This is a genomic window from Thermococcus peptonophilus (genome assembly GCF_001592435.1).
GTDB classification, from domain to species: domain Archaea; phylum Methanobacteriota_B; class Thermococci; order Thermococcales; family Thermococcaceae; genus Thermococcus; species Thermococcus peptonophilus.
In genome coordinates, this window is the sequence record NZ_CP014750.1 from 1,591,926 (window position 1) to 1,615,546 (window position 23,621).

Below are 23,621 nucleotides of genomic sequence, written 5' to 3' on the forward strand. Positions count from 1 at the left end.
GTTTGATGGGTAGGGGAGTCGCGTTCTTTTCAGGCGGCAAAGACGGACTTTACGCTCTCTACCTTGCAGAGAGAGAAGGAATAGATGTGCCGTATCTCCTAACTCTCAAAACGAGCATAGGCCTCTCGCCCCACTGGGAGAACTTTGAGGCGTTAAAAGTGCTGGCGGATGCAGTGGGGAAGGAGTTGCTGACCTTTGACATGAAGGAGGGGAGCGATGCACTGGCGGAGTTCATAGGATCACTCGGCGTAGACTATCTCATCGCGGGTGATGTTTACCTCGAAGACCACCTGGGGTGGGTAAAGCTCCTTGCCGAGAAAGCTAGAGTTAAAAGCCTAGAGCCCCTCTGGGGAAGGAACACGAGAGAGCTTGCCGAAGAGATGCTGGGGGCTGACTTTGAGTGGGCTATAATTGCCGTGGACAGAGAAAAGCTTGGAAGGGAATGGCTCGGCTACATCTTCCGCTCGGTTGATGATCTGGAAGATTTTCTCAGCGCCAACCCTCACGTTGACCCAGTTGGGGAGGCCGGTGAGTTTCACACTGTCGTCTTGGAAGCTCCCTTCTTTGAAGAAAGGTTTGGCCTCGAAGTGAAGTCCGTTGAAGAGAGCGAGAGGTACTGGTGGATGAAGTTCAGGCTGGTGAGAAAATGAATTCTCAAGAACTCCTCAAAAAGCTCGAATCCAAAGGGGTAACCCTGGAAGGGATGCTCGACACAGCCATGGAGCTCTATATAGGGGAGGAAAAAGAAGCCGCCAGAGAAAAGCTCAGAGAGCTGATGCTCCGCTACCTAACCGATATCAACGTCCAGGCCCTTTTGATGGCCGCCCTGCTTCTCGAAGAGGGTTTCAGAGTTGAAGGTGACCCTGTGAACCTTGTGGCGGATGAACTCATCGGGATAAACATCGCCGAGTACATCGGTGGAAAGATGGCGCTCTTCAACTTCTTCTACTACGATACGAGGAAGCCTGGAATCCTGGCCGAACTTCCGCCGTTCCTTGATGATGCCATCGGCGGGTTTATAGCTGGGTGCATGACAAAAGTTTTTGAAACAGGTTCTTAGGTTATCGTACTTTATTGCTGCTCTTGTCTTACCTACAATCCTCGTGACGTGAAAATTATAAAACCTGCCACGAGTACCTGTTGATAATGACGAAGCTTGGGCGCTTTATGATAGGCACGAGCAGTCACGTGAGCGGACTGTGCCACAGCATAGTCAGGGGAGAGGTTTTTACGACCTGTTCGCTTGGGTGTACATACTGCTATGCCAGATGGTACAGGGGGCCTCACGGAAAGCCAAAGCCCATCTTTGATGTGCTCAGACTCGTCAAATCCTTTGGAAGACTCGTTGAAAGCGGCATCTCGGTGACACCCATCCGGTTTTCAACTCTGAGTGAACCCTTCCAGCCTCCTGCGAAGATAACTCTTAGGGCCCTAAAGCTGGCCTACAAACTCAACGTGCCGGTCATCGTAAATACCAAACTTCATCCCTCTGAGAAGCACTTCAAAGTGCTTGAAGACCTCGCTTCCAGGGGCCTTCTGGTTCTCCAGGTAAGCATACTGGCCAAAAAAGACTATCCAGAGGTCAAAATTCTCGAACCCTTTGCCAGTCCAATAGAGGACAGATTGAAGTTCGTGGAAAAAGCGAGCGAAGCCGGAATCCCAGTTGTGGTGAGGATTCAGCCCCTCGTCCCGGGCTTGAGCGATAGAAACGTGGAAGGGTTTCTCGACGAAATCTCAAGTGCTGGCGCAAAGATGGTTATAATCGAGTTCCTGCGCATTGAAAGGGAGGCCTTTGGACTCTACAAGCGGCTCTTTTCGGAGTTCACCGATGTCTACGATGAGGAGTGGGAGTCTTATCTCCCGAGAACGGCAAACGAAGAAGCTCCATTGATTCAGGTTTCCCTCAGATATAAACTCGAAAAAGCGGAGATCTTTGCGAAAGAGGCAAGAAAAAGAAAACTTACCTTTGCAACGTGTAAAGAAGGCCTGTTCCACCTTCACGAGCCTAAAATCATTGACTGCTGTGGAATGGGATTTTTGGGAGTTGAATGGACAAGGAGGCCAACTCTCTGGGATCTCTACTTGGAAGCCCACGAGAGAGGAAAGGCACGAGCAGAGGATTTGTGGGTTAGATGTGAGGAAAAAGGGCTTTTATGCGGTGAGCGCTTGAAGGTGTACCCTTCATGGCTATCGAGGGGATTCAAGGCCCACGAGAAACGGTTAAAGAGCATACTGAAGAAGCCTGAGCTCGTAGAGAAGCTTGTGCCGGTTTTAAAGTATCGCGATGGGTATTACGTGGTTAATGAACCGGAGGATAATAAATAGGCTTCCCAACACGTTGTTCTTAAGGCAAGTTTTTAAGCCTTAAACGGTTTGGATAATTAAACCGGGTGATTGCATGAGGAACATCCTGCCATTCCTCACAAGAATCCCCGTCAAAGGGGATTTTGAAAAGGCCCGAAGCGAACTGTGGGCCTTTCCACTTGTGGCGCTGGTCAGCTCAGCCCTTCCGATTCTCATCTTGTACCTTAAACTTCCCCTCGCTAATTTACTCGCGGTTCTTGCCCTTTACTGGATGATTGGTTTGCTCCACCTCGATGGTTTAGCGGACTGGGCCGATGGAATAATGGCAAAAGGTGACAGAGAGAAGAAAATTCAGGTTATGAAGGACGTGAACACTGGTATAGCCGGGCTCTTTGCGGTAGTGATGGTTATTCTCCTTCAAGTTTATTCCCTTCAGTTCCTTCCTTTCTACGCCCTCTTCCTAGCCGAGCTGAACTCAAAAACGGCAATGCTGTTTGCTCTGGCAACTAAAAAGCCCCTTGGGAATGGTTTGGGTGCGTATTTCATGGAGAAAATAAATAGGATGCAGCTTGCTCTGGGAGTTTTTCTCTATGTCCTGCTCTCCTCTCTAGCTTTTCTCACTGATCCACTGAGCATGAGTGGGGTTTTGGGACTTGTCTTTGGGGCCTACATAATAAGACTCTCACTAAAGAATTTTGGCGGCATTAATGGGGACTGCATCGGCGCCGTTGCCGAGATTGTGAGGGCTGGAAGTCTCCTTATCATGGCTCTTGCAGTGTCCTTTCTCGCCTGAGAGCGTAACTGGACATAGAGACCGCTCCTATGGATAACATCTAACTTCCAAACAATGTTATTGCGAAACATTTTAAAACGTAACAACAGAGGTTGTAAAGGTGGCAGTAAAATGAAGAAAATATTGATGCTCATTGAGTTATCTAAGAGAAACGCGATAGGACGGCCCGTTCGAATTACGATAAGGGAACTTGCCGATGCCCTTAATACATCCCCCCAGACTGTTCTCCGTCTTCTTGCTGAACTTGAGGATGATGGGCTGATAGAGAGAAAGACAGAAGGAAAGAAAACATATATTGAGATTCTCCCAAAAGGCCTCGATTTTCTTCAGGATATCTGCGACAAAATATCAAACGCACTCTCAAAAGGCGTGATAGTGGGCGAAGTTGTATCCGGGCTGGGAGAGGGGGCTTATTATGTAAAGCAGTACGAACCTCTCATTGAGGAGTACCTTGGGTTCAAGCCGTATCCTGGCACTCTGAACGTTAAAATTCTGTTTCCCAAAACCGTGCTTGATGCGGTCTGTAATATTAGACCAGTAATAATTCCCGGCTTCGTCAAAGATGGCAGAACTTTTGGTGATGTTAAAGCCTACCCCGTTAGGATAGAGGACATTGAAGGGGCCATAGTCGTTCCTTCTCGAACGATACACCCACCCAGGATAGCGGAGGTAATTGCACCGGTAAATTTAAGGGAGAAGTTGAAGCTTAAAGATGGGGACAGGATACGACTGGAGGTAATTCAATGAATGGCAAATTGAACGCTGTTCTGACGTACTTTGGGCTGGGAGCCTTTTTGGGATTCTTGGTTGTTTTCTTTGGATATGCTCCAAGCAGGGATTACTTGTCCTACTCCATACTTCTGGGTGCGGCTGTGGGTGTTGCGCTCGGATTGTATCTCGGGCGGACTGAGTTTAGTGTTGCCCCTGCGGCTTCCTTGATGGGGGTGGTTTTCACTGCGGTACTCATACTCTCTTGGGCATATGGGGGCGGAGTGAAAAGCCTTGATTACATTTTTGCGTTTCTAGCCCTGGTAGTTGCCTTTGTGACAAAACCCACCGATTTAAGTGATGCAATTTTGGGCTTTTCTAATTATGTTGGTGGATTTGCAGCTGCTCTTCTCTTGTTTAGGGGATTTGAGCCATTCCAGGAAGCTGAGGGCGGCCTCTTTTCAGTGATAAAGGGTAGCGGACGTATAGCCCTTTTTTTGGTGTCTGGTGCTCTGATGAGGTGGGGGTTCGAACGATTTGGGGGCGTTCCAAAAGACAACGTTTAAATACGTCCATTGCTAACCTGCCCTGGTGATTGCAATGGTGATGAGGCTCTCGGCAATATACGGCAAGCAGATATACAACACAAAAGGCAACTACGTCGGTTATGTTGATGAGGTTCTAATAGAGATAGATCAGGGCCGCGGCAGGGTGCTGGCACTAGTGCTTCCCGGTGAGAAGGTTGGTGTCCCCTACGACCGCGTTACCGCAATTGGAGATATAATACTCGTAAGGGCAAAAGAGGAGTAATTCTTGCAATTAAAAAAGAACAGGGAATCGTCCGCTTTTCCTTTAGCCTTCCTTTATGTTCAGTGCTTCAAGGAATTTTTCCGTTATAGCCTCCTCCGCTAGCCTAAGGAGGGAGTTCTTGTCTTTGGCCAGCTTGAAGAGCCCGAGCGGGATTCTTGCACCCCCTGCACGGGCATGGCCGCCGCCACTGCCGATTTCCCCGAATGCATCCTTCATGACTTTCCCTATGTTGACGCGGACGTCGCGAGTTCTGGCGGACATCTCTATGTAGTCTTCTACTATACCAAAGACCAGAACGGTTGTTATTCCTTCCAGCCTAAGGAGGAAGTCCGCCGCCTCTGCCAGGGCATCTCTGTTCTTTATGAAGCCCACGTTGCTGATAACGACGTTCTTGTACATCCTGCGATTCAGTATTGCCCTTGCGAGTATCTCGGCAGTTTCGGTGCTTATGTCAGGGTGCTCTATCTTGTCGAGAACTTCGTAATCGACCTTTCCTGCGAGGAACTCAATTGCCTTCAGATCCACCGGGCTGAGCTTGGAGAACTTTTTGGTGTCCACGTATATTCCATAGAACAGTGCCGTAGCCAGAGCCGGGGTCAGAGGATAGTTCATTCCCCTGAGATATTCCGCAAGGATAGCAGAAGCTGAGTTTACCTCTGGACGGATATCTGTGAACGCGTCTTCGGGCAGTAGCTCACTTAGGTGCTGGAGGATCTGGTGGTGGTCTATCACTATCTTGATCTTCTCGAGGTCGGCATCTTCGAGGATGGTCAGATTGCCGTTTGGCTGGCAGTCCACCAATGCAAGGAATGGCATCCTCTTTATTTCATACGATCCCCTTGAAACTTTGGTGAGTTCAATTCCAAGCAGGTTTATGAAAGCTCTGTTTTCGTGGTGGGTTATCTCCCCACCGTGGAAAATCTTTGTTTTAAATCCAAGCGTCTGGGCAATAGCCGCCAGAGCTGTGGCGCTTGCTATTGAATCCGGATCTGGATTGTCGTGCATTATTATTCCAAGTGTATCGGCGGACTCTCTAAGCTCCCTTAACTTTTTGAGGAGGAGGTTCAGGTTCTTCTTTTCACCAATGCGGTGAATGACCCTCAGAAGGGCATCCCTAAGAGCATCCATTGGTGTTATTGCGTAGTCAATGGCTAAATCGGCCTCAAATGAGGCTTTTAGGTCCTCTTTAAAGCTCTCAAGAGTTGTGCCCTCAGGTAGGACTGTAACTATCGGGATGTCCTTGTTGTTGCTCCTTACCACATAAACAGTTTTTTTGATGGTTCCGAGGTCCATCGTAGTTATCACTAAGAGGTCTGCCCTGTCGATGCCTGCTTTCAGGAGTGTGGCAGTATATGAAAAATCACCTTGGACTACATTTAACCCGCCTTCACTCAGGGTTTGAGCTCTCAGCTCGTCTTTCTCTATGATGGTTACCTCAAATTCACCGCGGAGTGCCTCCGCTATCAGGCGTCCCAGGATGCCACCACCGAGTATTAGTATCCTCATCAGCATCACCCTAGTAGGACAATAATGTTTAAATAGTTACCACAGTACACTATGAAGTGGACTTGGCATTTGGTTCTATTGATGAGGCGATATATATAGCTAATGGTGGTGCCGATGGAGCTTCCAACAAAGACTCCCTTGGTGGAGAACGCGGTCGTTATGTCTAAAATAGATTTAGCCAATCTGATTCAAAAGGCCCTCGCCCGGGAAAGGGGAGTCTTCCTTAAAATCTTCTCAAAGGATGCTGAGAACAAGTATTACATAACTCTCCTGCTCGATAGCAGTAAGGTTCTCGCGGCTGAAGGCATTGTAGTGGATACCAAAGAAAAATACGGCGGGGATAAAACACTCGAGCTCTTCAGAGCTCTCCTTGGCAAGCCAATGATAGTTGACGTTTATTCTCTGGATGAAATAGAACTAAAACTTGCCATAGCTGAGAACCTTGAGGCATACTCAGAGACACCAAAAGTGCCCCTCGGTGAGCTCTTTGGGGGGGCCGGTAGAACACCCAAAGCAGAGATCGTTGAGAAGCCGCAACCGCCAAAGAAGATCGTTCCTGAAAGAGAACTAACTGTTCCGAAAGCTGAAAAACCCCCGGAGCTTGCGCCCCAGAAAGTGGAAACAACGACTGAGCCCGAGATTTCCATAAAGCTCGAGAGTGGAGAAATCCCGGATGAAGCATTTAAGAAATACGCTGAGGCTATACAGAGGGACTCTGAAAAAATCCGTGGAATCAGAATAAGGAAGATTGAATTCGACGGCACTGTGGGTGAGGGCGTCGTATACCTCAATGTTACCGTCTACGGGAGCTCGGAAAGCAAAAACCGCAGGGATATAGAGATTTCGGAGAGGAGGATTTTTCATATAGTAAGCAAGAACGCCCCCATAATACTTCGGGTCTCGGAGTACAAGCCGATACTCAAGGACATAAGGGTTATTCTCAATGGTGAAGAGGCTAAACCCAGGGAAATAATTGAAAAAGAAAAGAAGAAAACCGACTACGTTGACAGGGCAAAGAAGATCCAGCTGTCAGTGCTTGAGGACGTGTGGCCGTATTTCAGCAACTTTGCCAGAACTGTTATCCAGGAAATTGAAGGCGCAGGAATGGAAGTGGAGCGCGCGTACTTTGATATAAAGGGGAGAAATGAGTTCGAGATAAATCTCTCAATCGTTGTGAAGGGAGAATATGATAAGGACACCGCAGAGAGGGCTATTAGAACCGTGCTGGCCCGTCATGCGAGGGAGCTCTCTAAAGCCATAGAACGCTACATTTCAATTCACACCGTTACGGTTGAGGTGATTCGCCCTAAGGGCGCTGTTCCTTCTAAACCCCCCGCGAAGCCAACGTCCGCAAAGGCCTCCGAAATCCTGGCAAAGAAAGAACTCCTAGAGAAAGAGGTAGAGAAGCTTCTTCAGGAGGCAGGAATAGACGAGCTTGCGTTCCTAACTGAGGAAAAGAAGAAGGAAGCAGAACAGACCCTTCTTAAGAGTAGGGTTGAGCCGGCGATTGATGCTCTCAAGGCTAGAATTCATGCGGAGCTGAAACTTGTGCCCCGTGTTACCTTTAAGTGGTTAAAGCTCAACCACGAGGTTCAGGGTTCCACTGTGTATGTTGATATAGAGGCCAGCTTCGCAAAGGAAGAAGTTGGTGGGCTCTTTGGTGCGTACTCGGGAGTCTCTGATGAAAAAATAAAGGAGGATGTTGCCAACACCATAAACAGGGTTATCAAAGAGGTGTCCAGTGAGTACAGCATCTCAATCCGCTTGCGGAAGCTCAACATAATCCTCCGCTGATTCCATTCTTTTTTGTTCAGCACTCAAGATCCTCATCATCCGGTAGTCAGTTTTTGCCTGGTTCATCATTATCAAATGTATTCTTAAATGGGGAGACTAATAAAAGCATCTCTTCTATGGACATCTAAACGCTAAGCCAATAATTTTTTAAAGTGTCTCTTCAAGTGTGCACCATGAACTCCCTGATGATTGGAATCCTCGCGGCGCTGGTTTCGGCGTTTTCGTGGGCGTCAGCGACTATCCTTGTGAGAATAGGTTTAAAAAGGCTGTCCCCCATAAGTGCGAATATTTTACGGCTCTATGTTGCAGCCCTGACTTTCTTGGGTATTTTCCTCGTTACAAACAATATGGGAGTCTTTGGACTTTCTCCCAGGCTTCTTCTGGTGGCTTTTATCTCTGCCCAGTTTGGTTTCGTTATAGGGGATTACTTCTACTTCTCTGCCTTAAAACGGATGGGAGTGTCAAGGACAGTACCGATTACCTCCACGTACCCCCTCTGGACAATACTGTGGGCTGTCCTCCTTTTGAGCAGAAAAGTCAGTATTCAGGTGGTTATTGGGGCCCTGCTGGTCGTAACGGCCATAATACTAGTCAGGAGAGCAGAGGAAGAGGAGCAGGTTGATGGACTCGGTTTTGTATATGCCCTATTGGCCCCAATATCTTGGAGTGTGGCAATAACTCTACTGGACTACTTGAGCTCTGACGTCCCGGTACTTCAACTTGCCGGTATTAGAATGATGTTTGCAGCAATGGGTATCACCATCCTTCTTCCGAAGTACCATGGAGAGATTAGGAGCATTACACTGGGTGAATTTCTAACGATAAGCGGTGCCGCTGTGCTCGGACTGATTCTCGGTCAGTACCTATTTGTGTACTCAGTTTCAAAGGTCGGTTCCCCGATAGCGGCGCCCGTTTCGGCAATAAACCCGATTATATCCTCACTTCTGGCTGTTCTCCTCCTCGGTGAGAAGCCTAACAGGAGAATCTTCGAAGGCTTAGCCTTGGCAGTTATGGGTATTATCTTAATCTCCACCGGTTGAGCTATGTTTTTAAACTTCTCCGGATACTTTAACATGCCGACAGCGAGGGGACAGTCAGTCTCCTCGCAGGGCTCGGTACAACCGCCTCCGCAAGGCATCGGGTTCCGTGAGCGGAGCGTGCTCACGCCGAGCCCACAGGGCCGGGAGCATCCACCCGCGGGAGCAGTGACCGCGGGCCTCTGTACCCGGCCCACACTTCGATGCACTTCTCAAGAAAGCCTTATAATACCCACCACCGTCCAATAACTGGTGGTTATTGATGGTCACCATACCCCGGCCGATAGACCCCCGGGAGATCAGGAAAATCCGAAAGGAGCTGGGTATAACACAGGAGGAGCTTGCAAAAAAAGCTGGAGTTACTCAGGCCTACATAGCCAAGCTCGAGGCCGGAAAGGTTGATCCAAGGCTCTCAACCCTCAACCGGATTCTTCAAGCCCTCCTTGAGTGCAAAAAGGCCCAGCCGAAGGCTAAGGATGTCATGTCATCTCCAGTCATATCGGTCAAGCCCTACGACAGCGTGGAGAAGGTCATCCGGCTTATGAGCGAACACAACATCTCCCAGATTCCAGTCATCTCCGGAAACAAGGTCGTTGGTTCAATCACCGAGAGGACGCTTGTGCGTCAGAGCCTTGAGTACGACGACATTTATGGGCACAAGGTTATGGAGGTCATGGAAGAACCTTTCCCAATCGTCAATGAGGATGAAGACCTTGAGGTTGTCAAGTACCTCCTTGAGGATCACCCTGCCGTTCTTGTCCAAGACAAGGCTGGGAAGATCGTTGGCATCATAACCAGGGTTGATCTGTTCAGACTCGGAAAGACTCTATCTAGGGAGTAATGGAAGGTGCCTGAGATGAAGAAGAAGCAGGTTTACCGTATTCTTCTTGCTCTGGTGATCCTTTTAACCATTCTCTATACCCTTGGAGTCGTTGGTATTCTGCCCTTTGAGGTCAGCGAGGCCGTAACGGTTTTCATGGTCGTTCTCTTCTTTATCCTAAGGTTCAAAGAGAGAACAAGGAGATGACCTCACAATTAATTAGATGCAAACAAAATAAGAATTCATGAAGACCCATAAAGCGGCAGGGCCTCCCTTATTCTCCTGAGAAGCTCGTCCTTCTCCGGCCCGTCCTGGAGTGCTATCTCCAGCACCTGGTCTATGGTCTCGACCGGGTAGATTTCAATCTTCTCCGCCTTGTCTGGGCTGAGGAAGACGTCCTTCTCGTTGGCCTTGGGTATTATGACCTTCTTTATGCCCGCCTCTATCGCAGCCTCTATCTTTGGCGTCGCCCCACCTATTGGGAGCACTTCTCCGCGGACGCTGAGAGAGCCTGTCATAGCGACGTCCTGCCTTATTGGTATGTTCTCAAGAGCCGAGATGACGGCCGTTGCAACGCTTATGCTCGCCGAGTCACCTTCGACGCCCTCATAAGTCTGGAGGAACTGGACGTGGATGTCGTACCTGCTGATGTCCTCCCCTTTGTAGCGCTTGATTATTGCCGAGACGTTCTGGACAGCTTCCTTTGCTATCTCACCGAGCTTTCCGGTGACTATGATTTTGCCCTCTTCCTTGCTCGCAGCCGGGGCAACAACTGCCTCTATCGGGAGCACTATACCGCTCTGCTCGCCTATAACGGCGAGGCCGTTCACTCTGCCTATCTCGCCGCCCTCGGTCTTTATGACCTGGTACTCCTTCTTGTTCTCTATGTACCAGTCGGCGAGCTGTTTCTCCAGCGGTTTGGCCATTCTCATTGCCTCAAGGACATCCTCTTTCTCGACGTACTTCTTGCCTTTCTTGACGGCTATATCGCCGGCGGCCCTGACGATACCGCCGAGATCCCTGAGGCGGAGGGTGAGGTGGCCCTTTCTTCCGGCTCTCTTCTGAGCTTCTCTCACTATCTCCTCAACGGCCTCTTTAGTGAAGTGCGGTATCTTGCCGTCCCTCTTGACTTCCTGGGCAACGAACTGGACGAGCTTTTTCCTGTTCTCGATGGTGTCGGGCATCGTGGTCCTCATGTAGACCTCGTAACCGTAGCCCCTTATACGGGAGCGCAGAGCAGGGTGCATTTTGTCTATGGTGTCTAAGTTTCCGGCCGCGACGAGAATGAAGTCGCACGGAACCGGTTCGGTTCTCACCATTGCACCGCTTGACATCTCGCTCTGACCTGTTATGGGGAACTTCTTCTCCTGCATCGCCGTGAGTAGGCTCTGCTGCATCTTGAGGGAGAGGGTGGCTATCTCGTCTATGAAGAGGACTCCCTTGTGGGCGCGGTGTATCATGCCCGGCTCAACGCGCTCATGGGCGGGCGTTCCGAGGCCGCCGCTCTGGAAGGGGTCGTGCCTGACGTCGCCGAGCAGTGCTCCTGCGTGTGCACCAGTGGCGTCAACGAAGGGGGCCTTCGTCCTGCCGCAGTTGTCAACGAGCAACTTCGGCACGAGAACCGTGTTCCTGAAGCGCATGTTGGAGAGCACCATCATGCTGAGGAGCACCACGAACATTCCCATGAGGAGAGTGGTTGCGGTTGGCTCCATGAGGATTGCTAGTATTACCGTGAATATGACGAACATGAGGAGGTAGTTCTTGATTCCCTCCTGATCTTTTGCTTTCCGGCGGTAGTTCTCCACTATGCGCCTTCCTTGGCAGGCGGGAACTGTCTTTATCTTGGGCATGTTCTCGTCTTCGGGGTTTGGAAAGACCAGGATGTCCTCCAGGTTTTCCGTTGGGAGGAGCTCCGCCATTGCCTGGCCGAGCATTGACTTACCCGTTCCCGGCTCGCCTATAAGGAGGACGTGCCTCCTCTGGTTGGCGGCAGTTTTTATGACTTCAACGGCATGTTCCTGACCGATGACCTGGTCGATAAGCCTTTCAGGTACTGGAATTTCCTCCGTAGTCTTGAAATCAATCCCCAGATCGAGACTTTCTCCGTACTCGCGGGGGACCAGTCTCTCCTTGGTGGACTCGTCGTCCATCTTTCTTCCCTCTCTCAGCTCTAGGGTTGAGTGGATTGACCCAATTTATAACCTTTTTTGAGGGTACCGGTATCTCCACAAAAAAGCTAAAAGCCAAATATCAAACTCTCTTCGGTGAGAACATGAGGATAGAGGAGCACGTTGCATTCACAGCAAAACATAATGACTGGCAGGTTGCCAAGAAGCTCACGGAGCTTGAGGACGAGGCCGTTGCCCACTTCCTAGCAGGGATAGCGAACTCCGTTAACACTAGGATACCTCATTACATGTCAGAGAACATTGACCTTGAGGGAATAAGACGACTGGCAGAAGAAGTCAGAAAAGACACTCTCAGCGACACGATAGTTGCTCTAAAATCTCCTGGAACATCAAGGAAGCTGGGTGCACTGGTCAAGGAAGGAGACAAAAAGCTCAAGAAGTTGCTCGTAGATGCAGCAAAGGCTGTCCTCGTCAGGATAACACTAGAGGAAATAGTCCCCGTTAATTACCCCGAAGGTGAGCTTACTGGGGTTGACGTTGAGTTTCCGTACGAGGAAGATCACGTGAACTTCACTGCCAAGCATGGAAAGTGGATAGTTGTCAAGAGGCTCATCATAGACGAGAAAACGCCCCTACTTGACGTTGCCAGACTTCTGGCGAGCATCAACGAGACGGTCACTCTGAAGCTTCCCGCGTATGCGCACATAGACCTTGAGGGTATAGAAGGCGAGTTCTCGGCGTTCAAAAAGGTTAAAAAGTCCGACATCCCGAAGGTTGTGGAGGCCTACGAGGCGTTCGAGCCTTCAGCCTACGCCGATGAACCGTTCCTTGAGCACGCTAGGGTCTACGCTCTCCGCGTGGCTCTTGAGAAGATAGGGCTTCCTCTAGATGTCCCGTCCAAGAGCCTCGAAAAGTACCTTGAGAAGGCGTGATGATGCCGAGGACACCTGAGCGGTGATGACTCTTCGCTTCGCTGACCTTTCTTCCCATTTTGAGGTGCCGCCCATGAAAACGATAAAAATCCGGAGGGAGCTTCTGGAATACCTTCTTCAGTTAGCCCGGAGTGCCTATCCAAACGAGTTTGCCGGCTTTTTGAGGGAGAAGAACGGAATTTTCGAGGAAGTTCTGATAGCTCCCCGCCAGTACTCAGGCAGAAATTCCGTCTTTTTCGACCACTGGATGCTCCCGCTGGATGAGAGCATAAAGGGGACTGTTCACTCCCATCCATCACCGACTTTCTGGCCCTCTGAGGCTGACCTGAGGTTCTTCTCAAAGTTCGGGGGAGTTCATCTGATAATCTCCTGGCCCTTCACCGAGGACGATGTGAGGGCCTACACATCCTCTGGAGAAGAAGTTTTTATTGAGATCATTGATTGAATATTTCATGTGAAAAAGATTTATTTAGGGATCTGTAGGATTTTCCTCGGTGGGGAATATGAAGGTAAGGGACGTAGTGGAGAAACTTCCTGAGAGGCCCAAAAAGAGCGTCTTCAAGTGCTACGAGAAATGCGGACTTCCCGAGATGGAAGCGGAGCTTGAACCGGAAGTTGATAAAGAACTAATTGAGTTCCTAAAGGCCCTGTCCAACCCGATAAGGCTCAAGATTCTGAAGCTCACCCGCGACCACTGGCTCTGTGTGTGCCTGCTCTCTGAAGTCCTCGGTGAGGATCAGACCCTCATAAGCCATCACCTACGTACACTAAAGACGCTCGGCCTTTTGAAGGAGCGCAGGGAGGGCAGGATGCGCTTCTATAAGGCCAACACAGAGAGGATTGAAGAGCTCTTAAAGAAAGTGGAGGGGGTGCTCGTTGGAGATGAATGAACTTCAGAAGAGGGTCGATGAACTGATTCAGAAGCAGGGGGGCTACTGGCCCCCTTTCCAGATGCTTGCGGCGCTAGTGGAGGAAGTCGGTGAACTCGCCGATGCCATGCTCGCGGTCGAGGGCGTTAAGGGGAGTGAGAAAAAAGAAAAACTTGAAGAGGAACTCGGCGACGTTCTCTACGCCCTTCTCTGTATAGCCAACTACTATGGAATTGACGCCTTCCAAGCCCTTAACAATACCGTGCTTAAATACTTAAAGAGAGATTTGTGATGCTGATAGTTTTATCTTTGTTCTTGTATCTGCGTAGTAAAACCACGTAACCGTAACACTTTTGAATATCCAATAGCCAGTTTACCAAGATTTCTGGTGGCACCCTAATAACTGGATTATGTCGAAGTACATCCAAAAACGAAACATTTTTATATGCATTTGTAAACAACTCAAACAAACGTTAGGGGGTGACTGTGATGGCGGATAAAATAAATCCCGTTGACCATCGCATCCTCAAGCTCCTCTCAAAGAACGCCCGCCTCACATACAAGGAGCTTGCCGAGCTTCTTGGCACAACAAGGCAGAGGATTTCCCGCAGGATGAACCGCCTTGAGCAGAGCGGTGTAATTTTGAAGTACACAGTGATACCCGATTATGATGCCCTTGGCTACATTCACGTTGTTCTGGGCATTACTCTGAAGCCGGGGGCGGATGTCAGGGAGGCCATAGAGGCCCTCAAGACGGATGAACACGTCAAGGTAATCCAGCGTGCACTCGGCTCGCACAACCTTGTGATCCACGTAATTGGGCCGAAGGACATGAGGGAGCTTGAAAGAATAATCTCTGAGATCTCCAAGAAGGTGCCAGCGATAGACCACATGGATGTCACGTTCATTACTGAGACAATCAAGTTTGAGACTCTCTAGTCTCTGTTCCTCTTCTATTTTCAAATAGGGAAAAAGTAATAAACCTTCTTCAGAGCACTACCAAGATGACGGTGATGACTTTGAACATCATTGCTGATATAATCACAGTGCTCCTCCTTGGAATCCTGGCATATCGCTCCCGGGCCTTGGATGCCAATGGTTCGGTAGCCGCGGGCTTCTTGGGCTTAGGCGTCCTTGTATTTGGTGGAATATGGACGTTTCTGGCGCTTTTGGTGTTCCTTATCCTTGGAGTTTTGGCTACCAAATATAAATACAAAGAAAAGGTTAAAAAAGGCCTTGCACAGCCAAACAACGGAACAAGAGGCCTTGGTAACGTTCTTGGGAACGGGTTGGCTGTGCTGATATTCCTTCTGATAGAAACGGCTGTGAAGGAGGACATTTTCTGGGCAGCAACGTTTGCCTCAATAGCCACTGTGAACGGAGATACTCTGGCGAGTGAGCTAGGGAAGATTCTCGGAAGAAGACCGAGGCTGATAACCAACTTGAAACCCGTCACACCTGGAACGGATGGTGCCGTCTCTCTCCAGGGTGAGATTATAGCCCTTATCGGGGCTTTGATAATAGCTCTCTTTGCCCTACCACTGACCACTCACACTTGGGAGATGATACTCGCCGTTACAGTCGGCGGGTTCATAGGGGTTAACATCGACAGCCTCATTGGAGCGACCCTCGAAGAAAAGGGGATCACAGATAACAACTCCACCAACTTTCTGGCAAGCCTTTTTGGCGGTCTAATCGGTGCCGCTCTGTTCTACGCTCTTGAGATGGTATAAGACTCCGGCGGATGATGACTACGGCGGATTCCCGAGCGGTGAGGACGACCTTAGGGTCTGACGCCGATTTAAAGAAAAGGATCAGGAGGGGGCCTCGGCTTTTTCTTCACTCTTCCTGAGGAACTCCTCATAAACCTCCCAGAGAGAGACCAGCGTCGCAGGTATGCCGTGCTCGGTCGCAAACGTCATGTAAGGGGCTAGGTCAATGACGTAATCGGCAAACCTGAAGAGGCCCCTTGGTATGCCCTCCCGTGAGCCTATGAAGATAACAACTTCCTTGGCGTAGTGCATGTCCCTTGCCAGCTTTTCCTTGACCTCTGCTAAAGTCGGCCCCTTCGGGTCGGTGATTATGAGCAACCTCTTGTTCCTCCTCTTGTCTCTAACAACCTGGTAGAGATCCCACACCGAGACAGGAACCTTCTCGACCTTCCAAGGATAGGCCTCCCTCTGTATCTGGTACCTGCTCTCCTGGCCTGTCTTGATGCCCCTGAGGAACTCCATCAGCTCGTAGGCGTCCATCTTCTCCTTGGGTGCTATGATCAGCTCTTTTACCTCAAAGGCCTGGGCCGCCCTGCCGATCTTCTCACCGAACTTCCTGCAGGCCTTGTAATCACCCCAGTAAGGCATTTGAACAAGGGTAACCTTGGAAAGGAGCTTCCTGGCGTCGAACTTGTCCGGGGTGTACTTGCGGTATTCCTCACCAGGAAGGACTGAGATGAACGCCCTGTCTCCTATTATCTCGACCTGGACGACCTTGTCTGGCCAGCTCAGGTTTACGTCGGCATCGGTGAGCTCCTTAATCTTCGCACCGAGAACGCGGTTGACGTCAATGCTTGAAAAGTCGTGCTTTCCGCGCCTCTTGGTCTTGACGGCGAAGGTTTCATCTTTGCTTATAAGACTAGCTATCTCATTGGCGGCTTTCACGATCTCTCCAAGCTCTGCATTCGTCTCAACGAGAACGGGGATAACACGCTCCACTTCAGGTATCTCAAGGATTTTTTCCTCCGCGTTCTCATCATTGGTTTCAACTATTACAAGACCCGAATAACCCATGGGAGAAGCCCAGACTTCAGCGTTGGGGAGGGCTTCCCTGATGTAATTCCCCGCAACTGATTCCATGCCCTTCTGGGTCTTGACGAGAAACTTCAAGGTATCACCTCCTCAGACTGTTGTGGAGTGTAGTCTTAATGACCTTAAGGCCCGATCCATTTTGGAAGCGGTTAATATAACGTTTTGCCTTTTGTAGCAATTTGACGAGGTATGGCTAGAAAAGTAGCTAAAAATAGGATATTAGAGAGCCTTCAGGCGGAAGGCTCGGCGAGAACCTTTATCTTCCTGACCTCGGCGCGCTTGATCGGGTATATCTTCCTCGCTTCCTTGGCTATCTCGCTGGCTATCTGACCGTTGACGGACTGGAGAACGAAGTCAGCGAAGTTGAGCTCCTCAGCCTTCTTGTAGATGATGTCCTGGATGATCTTCCTGATTGCCCTCTCCTGGCTGGTCTGAATCCTCCTGTAAGCGATGACCATGCCCATAACGCGGAGCTTGTAGCCGTCCTTGGTGGTGATGTTGAATATTCCATCAACCCTGGTGGTCCTCCTCCTGACGAGGCTCCTTATGTAGCTCCTCGCGAGGGTGTGGCCCTTAAACTTGGTGTAAGCGTTCTGGCCCTTAACGTCGTAGACCTGGAAGTAGAGCTTGACGTGGCCCTTGGTGAAGTCGCCGGTGAGGTCCTTCAGAGTTGTTTCAATAACCCTGCCTATAACCTTCTCAGGGTCGTCAGCGGGAGTGAGGCCTATCTCCTTGCTCCCGAAGAATTCGGGAGCGTAAACAATGTACCACTCTTTCATCTTCCACTTATCCTTAGCCGCAGCGGCCCTCTTCCTTGGGTTACCTCTTGCCATCTTAACACCTCCAGTTCACACCTCTACGCTATCTTCGGCGATTTTGACCGAAAACACAATGTCATCGAGCGCTTTGATGAGGGTGTCAATCTCACCCGAGTATTTAACCTTTGTTATGACGTCTCCATCAACCCATCGGGTTTGCACATTTAAACTTTTCTTTAGTTCCTCCGGCATGCTCTCGTTGTCCACCTGGATTGCTTCAGCTATTGCCCTCGCCTTGGCTTCATCGCCGTAGTGCCAGACGATTTCAACCCTCGCCTTCACTTCCATCCTTTTTCACCTGCCTTCCAAGCGCCTCATTGAAGAGCCTGATGAATTCATCTATCCTGCTCTTCGGGAAGCGTATGCCGGCGGCTATGGCGTGCCCGCCGCCTTCTCCCCCAAGTCTCTCAGCAACCTCTCTCAACGCTTCCCCGAGGTGGTAGCCCTTCTTCAGGGCTTTCTCCGTGGTTCTTGCAGAGCCCTTTACAAGGTTCTCGTCCTCTTCACTGTCAGCCAGAACCACAACCGGTTTCTCTGGGTCAGCAAGGCCGGCGTTGATTGCCATATTAGCCGCTATTCCAACGAGAGTGTCCCGTATGTTCTTGCCAGCGTAGAAGACGTAGGCGTGTTCCCCCTCTTCAGCCATGTTCCAGTTCTGGATTATGAACTTCCTCGCCTCTATCTGCTCTTTCTTGTAGTCATCGAGCATCTTTCTGGCGACTTTGTAGGCTTCCTCGTCGCCCAGGCAGATGGCAACTCCCAGCGTTCCAGCGTTCAGCCTTCCCGTGGCGTTGAGAAGCGTTGCGAACTCCCTCGCCTCATGCCTCACGTCCCCCTCAGGGTAGAGCGGACTTATGACAACATCGCCAATGAGTCTGTCTATTGCTTCTTTCGGTGCTCCGTGCTTTATCATGTGAACAAGAAGAGCCTCGTGGAGCTTTCTCTTCTCTTCCTCCCTCAGCTGCCAGTACTTCATCTCCGGGTCAAAGCCCTTAGCCCTAAGCCATTCTATCGCCTTCCTTTCGTCTCCCGTTATCTCTGGAATCTCAGGATTGGTAGCATAAGCGAGCATCTGGTAGAGCGGCCTGCTCTCCCTTCCAAAGAGCCTGAGCTCTTTCCTGACTTCAAGAATGCCCAGCTCCTTTCCATCTTCTATGATTTCAATGTTGAGCCCGTGGAAGGTCCCGTCTATCTCCTGCATGTCCCCAACGGCACCGACGATTGCTATGTAAGCCATGTCCCTGTTTTTCCTGTTCATCTCTCTTGCTACGAAGTAAGCCACCCCAGAGCCGCTCAAGTCCCTAACGCTGTTCGCCCCAAACGGGACCGGGTTAATGAGGATGTGGGAATCAGTTGAGAACGAGTCCTTTTCTGGTGGGTGGTGGTCGGCAACGACGACGGTGGCAAAGTTCAGCTTTTCTTCGATGAGTTCAATTGAGCCGCTGCCGAGGTCGCTGAAAACGTAGATTTCCCTCTTCTCCCTTGCAAGCTGGTCTATAAGCTCCTCACTCACCTGCTTGACTATGCTGAGCTGGAATGTCCCTCCTTCCCTCGCAACGGCCTTCGCGAGAATAGCACCGGCCGTGATGCCGTCCGCATCCCTGTGGGAGATGAGTCTTATCGTGTGACCTAACTCAATGTGCATTTTGATTAACTCGGCCCCTTCCCTAACGCGCTCCAAAAAAGCCTCCTTATCCACGCGGCATCACCGGAAGAAGAAGGAAAGGGATCAGCGGACCAGGAGTTTGGCCTGCTCTGGGTCGTAGCGCCACTTTGCCGGCAGCTTTCCGGTTCTCCTGTAGTACTTGACGAGCCTCCTGATCTTGCTCTCGATGAGCTGAAGGCCCCTCCTTGAGTGCTTGTCCTTCGGGTGCTGCTCGAGGTGCTTCCTGAGGTTGACGGCCCTCCTGATGAGGAACATGAGGTCCTCAGGGATCTCCGGCGCGAGACCGTTCTCTTCGAGTATCTTGGTTATCTTCTTGCCGGTTATCAGCTTGACGCTCGGGATGCCGTACTGGTCGCGAAGAATCGTACCTATCATGGCCGTGCTATATCCTTCCTTCCTGAGCTTGACAACCAGAGCCTCGACCTCCTCCGCCGTGTACTCAACCCATGCCGGCGGAGCGGTCCTCGGTGGCCTCTTTGAACCAGACTTACCCCTCTTTCTCGCGTGTATCCTCGCCATATCATACACCTCCCGGTGACGGCCAGCTCTCGCCAGCCGCCCCTTCGCTCGGAAATCGGAGCAAGCTTTAAAAAGTTATCCCCGCTAGTTCACAAATTCAACTTATTACTTTTAGATAAAGTTTAAAAACAACGAGTTTAAATAGTCATCATGCGAACCCTGCGAGAGCTGTCTCAGGAGGAGCTTACGGAGGTTCATCGACGAGTTTTGGAGCTCAGAGAACGGGGATTGATCTACTCGCAGATCACAAAGGAAATTTCGAAAGAACTCAACGTTAGGGTTTCCAAAGCTACCGTCCTTCGTTGGTGCAAAGGGACGCATAACACGTTCAATAGAATGAAAAGGATAAACCTCAATTCGTCTCCTGCGCTCGCATATATCGTTGGAGTTTATTTTGGCGATGCGCCCCTGCTTCAGAAGAGCAACCACAGGTACGGGATTAGATTGAAGGTTATCGACAAGGATTTTGCAGAGGCCTTCGCCAAAGCTTTAGGAGAAATCGGCCTGAACCCGTCGGTCGGTTTTGAACGAGAGAAAACGAGGAGCAACCGGTGGTACGTTGAAGCATACGGAAAGGGCCTCTTCACTTTCTTGAAGGGGCCAAAGGAGAGGCTTTTCGATGTGGCGAGGGCTTATCCTAGGGAGTTTTTGAGGGGATTCTTTGATAGCGAGGGAACTGTCGGCTATAGCTCTAATTCTGCTAAATCAAACTTGTTTGTTAGCGCTGCAAACTACGACTTGGATGTTCTTGAACTATGCTCGGAGTTGCTGGATGAGTTGGACATTCACTCCAAGATATACCTTAGGTCACCAAAGGGAACTCCTGTCAAAATACGTGGTAAATGGTATGAATACAAACAAGATTTGTATGAAATCCGTGTTTATCGGAGAAAAAGCGTGTTAAACTACTACCTCCAGGTAGGGTTCACAATCCAGAGAAGGCAACAAAAGCTGGCACAAGCCCTTTATGAGTTGGGACTACTTAATGAACAAACACAAACATCAATATACAAAAATGGCCTGGTAGCGGGGGGAGGATTTGAACCTCCGACCTCCGGGTTATGAGCCCGGCGGGCACTCCTAGCTGCCCCACCCCGCTGCTCGACCCGTTAGTTAGTGAACCGGAGAGGGTTTATAAATTTTGCGGAGGCGGTTTTATAACGTTCTCAGGCCTAATTATATCGGTGGTAGAATGTACCTGACGAAGGAGGAGGAGCTTATTCTGGCCGGAGAGTACGGCTATGCACTGCAGAAGGCAATGGAGATACTCGTGGCTTTGGGAGACATCTACGGTGCAGACAGACTCATACCGATCAAGAGCGCCCAGGTTGCAGGGGTCTCTTACAAAAACATTGGTGATGCTGGAATTGAGTTCCTGAGGGACTTTGTAGAGGCCGGATCAAAGGTCAGCGTTTACACAACTCTCAACCCGGCAGGAATAGGCGACGACGAGTTCATGGAAAAGCAGATGGAAGTCCTTGAGCTTTACAGAAAAATGGGCATCGAGGTCACATCCACCTGCACCCCCTACTACGGCGCAAACCTCCCCAAGTTCGGGGATCATGTAGCCTGGAGCGAAAGCTCCGCCGTCAGCTTTGCAAACTCAATTCTGGGGGCAAGAACTAACCGAGAAGGCGGTCCCTCAAGCCTTGCCGCGGCAATAGTCGGTAAAACTCCAAACTACGGGTTGCATCTTGATGAAAACAGAAAAGCAACTGTGGTGGTGGAAGTTCAGGCCAAGGTGAAGAGTTTTGCCGACTACTCAGCTCTCGGTTACCACCTTGGTAAAACCCTCGGAAACGATGTCCCCTATTTCAAAAACCTGAAGCCAGAGAAGACCGAGTTCCTCAAGGAGCTTGGAGCGGCGATGGCCGCTACCGGCTCGATAGCACTCTACCACGTCGAGGGAGAGACTCCAGAGTACAGGGACGCTATAGCCGACAAGCTGGAGACGATAACCGTCGAGGACTCTGATCTAAAAGCCGTTAGAGAATCCTTCCAGGACGACTGGAGCGAAATAGGCATGATCCTTGTAGGCTGTCCCCACGCTTCCCTACCAGAGGTCAAAGAAATAGCAGAACTCCTGAGAATGCGGGGGAAGCCCCTAAAGATACCCTTGTTTATTACAGCAAGCAGGGCAGTGAAGGCTCTGGCGGATGCCCTTGGCTACACGGAAACAATCGAACGCTACAACGGGAAGATCATACCTGATTCATGCTTCGTCGTCTCTCCGATAAAGGGCTGGTACAGTGGAATAGCCACAAACAGCGGCAAGTCAGCCTTCTACTTCCGCTCCTTCGGCTTCAGCGTGAGGCTTGACGACGTCGAGAACCTGATAAAGGAGGCCCCGTGAGGTGGTTGCGATGAAGCTCAAGGGCAGGAGAATCGTTGGTGGTAAAGCCGAGGGAGAGGTAATAGTCTCCAGGAAGCCCCTCTCCTTCCTCGGCGGCGTTGATCCGGAAACTGGCATTGTCACCGACGCAGAGAGTGACATCAGAGGACAGAGCATAGCAGGTAAGATACTCGTCTTTCCTCGGGGTAAGGGCTCCACCGTTGGCTCCTATGTTATCTATGCCCTCAAGAAGAACAACAGAGCGCCGAGAGCGATAATCGTCGAAGAAGCCGAGACCATAGTCGCAACGGGTGCAATAATTGCAGGCATACCGATGGTTGACGACGTTGACGTCTCGAAGCTCAGGCCAGGGATGAAAGTCCGTGTCGATGCCGACAGCGGCGAGGTCGAAATCCTTGAGGATAAGGAGTAGGTTTTTAACTCTTCCCTCAATTTTCTTCCGGGAAGTCAAATGCCGAGGGGAATATACGAGTGTGTAAACTGCGGCCACAGGGAGGTTCTGGATTCCACGGAACCCGTGCTTGAGGGGGCCTGTCCCAAGTGCGGCGGCGACATGATACTGGTTGGCTATGCTGTAGGGGGGACAGAGGCCCCAGACATCCGTTCTGAAGAATTGGGCACCCCTGGCCCAGAAGAGAAGGAAATCCGTCCAGAAGTCCTAAGAGAGTTACCCCACGGTCTCCCTCCAGAGGTGGAGGCAAAGCTGAATGAGTTCTATTCCCTCAGGTTTCACGGCTTTGACGGACACGTTGCAGTCTTTGAGGTTCTTGACATCTACGAAAAAAACTTTGAGAAAGTCCTCAGGGAGCTTGGGAACCTCGGCTACTGGGCAGCCCTTAAGAAAAGGGACGGCAGAGTCGTGCTGTTCGTCTTTCCGGCGGGAAAGATACCCCCCGACAACCCCTGGCTGCCTTGGCTCTTCCTCGTGCTTACAATACTCTCGACGTTCTTCGCTGGCTACTACTTGGCGCTCAACTACATTGCCACCCTTGACCACTACGGCCTTCCGGGCCTTAGAAATCCCTACATAATCGCGCTATCCTTCTCGGTCAGCGTGATGGCCATCATAGGCACCCACGAGCTCGGCCACAAGATAGCGGCCACCTACCACGGCGTCAAGGCGACGATGCCCTACTTCATACCATTTCCCAACATCCTCGGGACGTTGGGTGCGGTAATCAGGGTAAAGTCCCCTCTGCCGACCAGAAACGCCGCCATAGACCTCGGAGTCAGCGGGCCGATAGCAGGCTTTGTAGTCGCCGTGCCAGTGACGGTGCTCGGCCTAAAGCTCTCCGTACTGGTACCTGCGAGCCTGGTGCCATCAACGGAGGGAGGTATCTACTTCGGAACCAACCTGCTCTTCGAGGCCCTCCAAAGGCTGGTACTTAACGTACAGGGCGACTACGTGATTTTCCTTCATCCCGTGGCCATAGCAGGCTGGGTTGGAATACTGGTGACGTTTCTCAACTTAATCCCGGTTGCCCAGCTCGACGGCGGCCACATCCTGAGGGCGTTCATCAGCGAAAAGGCCCACAAGATGATAACCTACGCCGTGGCCCTGCTCCTCGTTGGGATGAGCTATCTCTGGAGTGGTTGGCTGATATGGGCTATACTCATAATCTTCATAGGCTCCGCTGGAAACCCCGGGGCGCTCGACGAAGTTAGTCCTGTTTCAAAGGGCAGAATAGTTCTGGCTCTGGTTGCTCTGATAATATTCGTGATTACAGCAACTCCAAGGCCGCTCTGGACGGCTTAGCCT

Annotated in this window: 28 protein-coding genes and 1 tRNA gene; 21 read left to right on the forward strand and 8 right to left on the reverse strand. The window is 50.6% G+C overall.

The genetic code is table 11. The features are described 5' to 3' along the window. Positions 1-5 precede the first annotated feature (5 nt). The 7 genes from A0127_RS08570 to A0127_RS08600 all read left to right on the forward strand — a co-directional run bounded on the left by A0127_RS08570 (position 6) and on the right by A0127_RS08600 (position 4,615). Positions 6-650, forward strand: coding sequence for a PAB0415 family putative ATP pyrophosphatase (locus tag A0127_RS08570; protein ID WP_062390357.1), 645 nt, complete (start codon positions 6-8; stop codon positions 648-650). Then, the gene (gene cobZ / locus A0127_RS08575) at positions 647-1,060 is read left to right on the forward strand and encodes an alpha-ribazole phosphatase CobZ (RefSeq protein WP_062390358.1); all 414 of its coding nucleotides are present in this window, start codon (positions 647-649) and stop codon (positions 1,058-1,060) included. Before A0127_RS08570 ends, cobZ begins: the two co-directional genes overlap by 4 nt. Before the next feature lie 86 nt (positions 1,061-1,146). Next, on the forward strand, positions 1,147-2,325 hold the full coding sequence (locus A0127_RS08580) for a radical SAM protein (RefSeq protein WP_062390364.1): 1,179 nt from the start codon (positions 1,147-1,149) through the stop codon (positions 2,323-2,325). A gap of 73 nt (positions 2,326-2,398) precedes the next feature. After that, positions 2,399-3,097: an adenosylcobinamide-GDP ribazoletransferase gene (cobS, locus tag A0127_RS08585; RefSeq protein WP_062390366.1), complete on the forward strand. Its 699-nt coding sequence runs from the start codon at positions 2,399-2,401 to the stop codon at positions 3,095-3,097. 111 nt (positions 3,098-3,208) lie between these two features. Continuing rightward, positions 3,209-3,844, forward strand: a complete 636-nt coding sequence (locus tag A0127_RS08590; protein WP_062390368.1) for a DUF120 domain-containing protein — start codon at positions 3,209-3,211, stop codon at positions 3,842-3,844. Then, positions 3,841-4,371 (forward strand): hypothetical protein, encoded by a 531-nt coding sequence (locus A0127_RS08595; RefSeq protein WP_062390370.1) that lies wholly within the window; start codon positions 3,841-3,843, stop codon positions 4,369-4,371. The genes A0127_RS08590 and A0127_RS08595 overlap by 4 nt, the downstream gene beginning before the upstream one ends. Positions 4,372-4,405: 34 nt before the next feature. Then, the gene (locus A0127_RS08600) at positions 4,406-4,615 is read left to right on the forward strand and encodes a PRC-barrel domain-containing protein (RefSeq protein WP_054841391.1); all 210 of its coding nucleotides are present in this window, start codon (positions 4,406-4,408) and stop codon (positions 4,613-4,615) included. A gap of 42 nt (positions 4,616-4,657) precedes the next feature. Here the strand turns inward: A0127_RS08600 and A0127_RS08605 are convergent, their stop codons facing one another. Next, complete coding sequence (locus A0127_RS08605) at positions 4,658-6,121, reverse strand: DHH family phosphoesterase (RefSeq protein WP_062390372.1); 1,464 nt, start codon at positions 6,119-6,121, stop codon at positions 4,658-4,660. Between the two features lie 114 nt (positions 6,122-6,235). On the opposite strand from A0127_RS08605, the gene A0127_RS08610 reads away from it, so the two are divergent. From A0127_RS08610 to A0127_RS10435, 4 genes are all read left to right on the forward strand, one after another. Continuing rightward, complete coding sequence (locus A0127_RS08610; protein WP_062390375.1) at positions 6,236-7,915, forward strand: hypothetical protein; 1,680 nt, start codon at positions 6,236-6,238, stop codon at positions 7,913-7,915. A 173-nt stretch (positions 7,916-8,088) separates the two neighbouring features. After that, entirely contained in the window at positions 8,089-8,955 is an 867-nt protein-coding gene (locus tag A0127_RS08615; RefSeq protein ID WP_062390377.1) for a DMT family transporter, read from the forward strand. Between the two features lie 259 nt (positions 8,956-9,214). Further along, entirely contained in the window at positions 9,215-9,793 is a 579-nt protein-coding gene (locus A0127_RS08620; RefSeq protein ID WP_062390380.1) for a CBS domain-containing protein, read from the forward strand. A 15-nt stretch (positions 9,794-9,808) separates the two neighbouring features. Next, positions 9,809-9,979, forward strand: coding sequence for a hypothetical protein (locus A0127_RS10435; protein WP_197463578.1), 171 nt, complete (start codon positions 9,809-9,811; stop codon positions 9,977-9,979). Between the two features lie 35 nt (positions 9,980-10,014). Here A0127_RS10435 and lonB read toward each other — a convergent pair whose 3' ends face one another. After that, positions 10,015-11,922 carry an ATP-dependent protease LonB gene (gene lonB / locus A0127_RS08625; protein ID WP_062390382.1) on the reverse strand — a complete coding sequence of 636 codons (1,908 nt, stop codon included), beginning with the start codon at positions 11,920-11,922 and terminating at the stop codon, positions 10,015-10,017. A 122-nt stretch (positions 11,923-12,044) separates the two neighbouring features. On the opposite strand from lonB, the gene A0127_RS08630 reads away from it, so the two are divergent. From A0127_RS08630 to A0127_RS08655, 6 genes are all read left to right on the forward strand, one after another. Next, entirely contained in the window at positions 12,045-12,833 is a 789-nt protein-coding gene (locus A0127_RS08630) for a DUF2666 domain-containing protein (RefSeq protein WP_062390384.1), read from the forward strand. Between the two features lie 73 nt (positions 12,834-12,906). Next, complete coding sequence (locus A0127_RS08635) at positions 12,907-13,278, forward strand: Mov34/MPN/PAD-1 family protein (protein WP_062390385.1); 372 nt, start codon at positions 12,907-12,909, stop codon at positions 13,276-13,278. Between the two features lie 58 nt (positions 13,279-13,336). Further along, entirely contained in the window at positions 13,337-13,723 is a 387-nt protein-coding gene (locus tag A0127_RS08640; protein WP_062390387.1) for an ArsR/SmtB family transcription factor, read from the forward strand. After that, positions 13,716-13,994: a MazG nucleotide pyrophosphohydrolase domain-containing protein gene (locus tag A0127_RS08645; RefSeq protein ID WP_062390907.1), complete on the forward strand. Its 279-nt coding sequence runs from the start codon at positions 13,716-13,718 to the stop codon at positions 13,992-13,994. Before A0127_RS08640 ends, A0127_RS08645 begins: the two co-directional genes overlap by 8 nt. 197 nt (positions 13,995-14,191) lie before the next feature. Continuing rightward, a complete protein-coding gene (locus A0127_RS08650) occupies positions 14,192-14,641 on the forward strand; it encodes an Lrp/AsnC family transcriptional regulator (protein WP_062390389.1) in 450 nt (149 codons plus the stop codon). Between the two features lie 74 nt (positions 14,642-14,715). Further along, positions 14,716-15,435: a DUF92 domain-containing protein gene (locus A0127_RS08655; RefSeq protein ID WP_062390391.1), complete on the forward strand. Its 720-nt coding sequence runs from the start codon at positions 14,716-14,718 to the stop codon at positions 15,433-15,435. Positions 15,436-15,516: 81 nt separating this feature from the next. Here A0127_RS08655 and A0127_RS08660 read toward each other — a convergent pair whose 3' ends face one another. The 5 genes from A0127_RS08660 to A0127_RS08680 all read right to left on the reverse strand — a co-directional run bounded on the left by A0127_RS08660 (position 15,517) and on the right by A0127_RS08680 (position 19,509). Then, positions 15,517-16,584, reverse strand: a complete 1,068-nt coding sequence (locus tag A0127_RS08660) for an SPOUT family RNA methylase (protein ID WP_062390393.1) — start codon at positions 16,582-16,584, stop codon at positions 15,517-15,519. Positions 16,585-16,736: 152 nt separating this feature from the next. Further along, a complete protein-coding gene (locus A0127_RS08665; RefSeq protein WP_062390395.1) occupies positions 16,737-17,339 on the reverse strand; it encodes a 30S ribosomal protein S3ae in 603 nt (200 codons plus the stop codon). A 15-nt stretch (positions 17,340-17,354) separates the two neighbouring features. Beyond that, a complete protein-coding gene (locus tag A0127_RS08670) occupies positions 17,355-17,612 on the reverse strand; it encodes a KEOPS complex subunit Pcc1 (RefSeq protein WP_062390397.1) in 258 nt (85 codons plus the stop codon). Next, positions 17,590-19,023, reverse strand: coding sequence for a single-stranded-DNA-specific exonuclease RecJ (locus A0127_RS08675; RefSeq protein WP_062390399.1), 1,434 nt, complete (start codon positions 19,021-19,023; stop codon positions 17,590-17,592). Before A0127_RS08675 ends, A0127_RS08670 begins: the two co-directional genes overlap by 23 nt. 30 nt (positions 19,024-19,053) lie before the next feature. Then, a complete protein-coding gene (locus A0127_RS08680; protein WP_011250202.1) occupies positions 19,054-19,509 on the reverse strand; it encodes a 30S ribosomal protein S15 in 456 nt (151 codons plus the stop codon). A gap of 336 nt (positions 19,510-19,845) precedes the next feature. Between A0127_RS08680 and A0127_RS08685 the strand changes: the two genes are divergently transcribed. Beyond that, positions 19,846-20,574, forward strand: coding sequence for an LAGLIDADG family homing endonuclease (locus tag A0127_RS08685; RefSeq protein WP_231855826.1), 729 nt, complete (start codon positions 19,846-19,848; stop codon positions 20,572-20,574). Here the strand turns inward: A0127_RS08685 and A0127_RS08690 are convergent. Continuing rightward, positions 20,531-20,608, reverse strand: a tRNA-Met gene (locus A0127_RS08690). The two genes, A0127_RS08685 and A0127_RS08690, sit on opposite strands and share 44 nt — an antisense overlap. 93 nt (positions 20,609-20,701) lie before the next feature. On the opposite strand from A0127_RS08690, the gene A0127_RS08695 reads away from it, so the two are divergent. Genes A0127_RS08695 through A0127_RS08705 form a run of 3 tightly spaced genes read left to right on the forward strand, consistent with a single transcriptional unit; the run spans position 20,702 to position 23,618 of the window. Further along, positions 20,702-21,862: an aconitase X catalytic domain-containing protein gene (locus A0127_RS08695; RefSeq protein WP_062390401.1), complete on the forward strand. Its 1,161-nt coding sequence runs from the start codon at positions 20,702-20,704 to the stop codon at positions 21,860-21,862. Between the two features lie 10 nt (positions 21,863-21,872). Beyond that, positions 21,873-22,274 carry a DUF126 domain-containing protein gene (locus A0127_RS08700; protein WP_062390404.1) on the forward strand — a complete coding sequence of 134 codons (402 nt, stop codon included), beginning with the start codon at positions 21,873-21,875 and terminating at the stop codon, positions 22,272-22,274. A 39-nt stretch (positions 22,275-22,313) separates the two neighbouring features. Continuing rightward, on the forward strand, positions 22,314-23,618 hold the full coding sequence (locus tag A0127_RS08705; protein ID WP_062390406.1) for a site-2 protease family protein: 1,305 nt from the start codon (positions 22,314-22,316) through the stop codon (positions 23,616-23,618). Positions 23,619-23,621 lie beyond the last annotated feature (3 nt).